Origin of the sequence: Neptunicoccus sediminis (assembly GCF_001719615.1) — a bacterium.
Classification (GTDB): Bacteria; Pseudomonadota; Alphaproteobacteria; order Rhodobacterales; family Rhodobacteraceae; genus Amylibacter; species Amylibacter sediminis.
In genome coordinates this window covers 1-2,214 of record NZ_MDVX01000043.1, presented here as the reverse complement: position 1 = coordinate 2,214, position 2,214 = coordinate 1, and the positions used below count along the sequence as shown (strand labels likewise).

Annotated in this window: 2 protein-coding genes; both read right to left on the bottom strand. The window is 59.2% G+C overall.

The features are described from left to right. Positions 1 to 1,130 (bottom strand): multicopper oxidase family protein (locus BFV97_RS17670; RefSeq protein WP_108721714.1); only part of this gene is annotated, 1,130 nt, incomplete at its 3' end. An 11-nt stretch (positions 1,131 to 1,141) separates the two neighbouring features. Then, a partial coding sequence (locus BFV97_RS17665; protein ID WP_069301699.1) for a TolC family protein occupies positions 1,142 to 2,214 on the bottom strand: 1,073 nt, incomplete at its 5' end.

Sequence of the window (2,214 nt, the reverse complement as noted above, 5' to 3'; positions counted from 1 at the left end):
GTATTGTCGGGTAGCGGCATTTCCATTTTTGCCATGTCGCCCATGCCGGACATGCCCATCGGCATGTATTCCGGCTGGAATTGACGGATCTTCTGGGTCAGCGGCTTCTTGTTCACCCCGATGAACGTCGGCACGTCATGGCCCATGGCGTTCATCGTATGGTGCGATTTGTGGCAATGGATCGCCCAATCTCCCAGATGATCGGCGACGAATTCGTAGGCGCGCATCGCACCTACGGGAATGTCGATGCTGACCTCCGGCCACTGTGCTTCAGGCGGCACCCAGCCGCCATCCGTGCAGGTGACCTTGAAGTCATAGCCGTGCATATGGATCGGGTGGTTCGTCATCGTAAGGTTCCCAACCCGTACTCGCACCCGGTCGCCCTTGTTCACGACCAGCGGATCGATGTCGGGGAAGATCCGGCTGTTCCAGGTCCAAAGGTTGAAATCCGTCATCGTCATGATGCGGGGTACATAGGTACCCGGATCGATGTCGAAAGCATTCAGCATGATCAGGAAATCACGATCCACCGGCATGAATGTGGGATCCTTGGGGTGGACCACGAACATGCCCATCATCCCCATCGCCATCTGGGTCATTTCATCGCCGTGGGGGTGGTACATGAACGTTCCGGACTTCACCAAGTCGAATTCGTAGACGAAGGTTTTGCCCGGCGGGATGCTTGGATGGCTCAATCCGGAGACCCCATCCATGCCTGAAGGAAGAATGAGCCCGTGCCAGTGCACCGTTGTGCCTTCCGGCAGCTTATTGGTGACGTAGATGCGCACCCGGTCGCCTTCGACTGCTTCGATCGTCGGGCCGGTGGATTGGCCGTTGTAGCCCCACAAATGCGCGATCATGCCGTCGGCAAGCTCGCGTTCTACCGGTTCGGCCACGAGGTGAAATTCTTTCACCCCGTTGTTCATCCGGTGCGGCAGGGTCCACCCGTTCAATGTGACCACAGGTGTGTAGTCCGGCCCGGAATTGGGACGCGCCGTGATCGCCGTTGCTGCGCTATCCATTTGGGCAGCTTCGGGCAGGCCCATGTTCAGGGTTTGACCCCAGGCTTTCGAAGATACCAGCGTTGCACCTGCCGCGCCGGCTCCGAGTAATTGACGTCTATTTAGCATGTCAGTTCCTTTCAGTGTCCTGCGCCGCCACCGGCGGCAAGTGTCGCGCCTTCTCCACCAGCACCGCCACCGCCTTCGCCGCCGCCATAGATCGCAGCGGTCAGATCAGCCTGTGCCATGTAGAATTCGCGTTTTGCGTTTGCCGCTTCCAGTGATGCGCCAAGTTTCTCGCGCACGTCTGTCAGCAGCTCGAAAGTGTTGGTGATCATGCCGTTATAGGACAGCAGACCCTCTTCTTCGACGGTCGTGCGTAGCGGCACCAGAACGTCGCGGTAGTGGCGGGCGATCTTATATGACGCATGATAAGAGGCTTCAGCACCACGCGCTTCGGAGCGGACGTTGACGGCTCTCTCTGCCAGCACGTTGGCTGCTTGCAGATACGACAATTCCGCCTTGCGCATCCGTGCCTTCCCGGTGTCGTAGATCGGGATTGCGAACTCCACCTCCACCTGAGGGGTGGTCACGGTCTCCGTTTCTCCGTCCTCAATTTCCCGCTCCGCTTCGAACCCGGCAATGAATTCGAGATCGCTGATAATGCGAGTCTGATCAGTCAGACCAAACGCCTTGGCCTGTGCTTCCAGGCCAAGTTTGGCAACGCGCAGATCAACCCGATTTCGCAATGCCTTCGCTTCGATGTCAGTCACACGGCCGACGGAACGCGGCAGCGCAGGAAGGGCATCGGGCACATAATAGTCGACTTCGGTGCCCCACAGCCCCATGAGCCTGGTCAGCCGCTCTTTGGACCGGGTAGCATTCAAGCGTGCCTGGGCAAGTTGTCCGGCGAGTTCGGCATTGAATGCCTGTTCACGGGCCTGCCCGGCTGTGTTGAGCGCGCCGGTCTCGCCCAGCCTCATAGCCAATTCCGATCCGGCGTCAGAGGTCGCTTTCGCACGGCGCAGATAACTCACAGCCTCGAAGGCGGCTACGGCATCGACCCATGCCTTCCGCGTCTGATTGGCCAGTGCGAGTGTGTCGTTCACGGCGCTCAGTTGAGCCTGCCGGAAGTTTGCGTCTGCAATGGCCGTACGCTGCTTGCGAGTGGTGGCATCGAGCACGTTCGACCGGATCAGTCCTTCGATCGCCC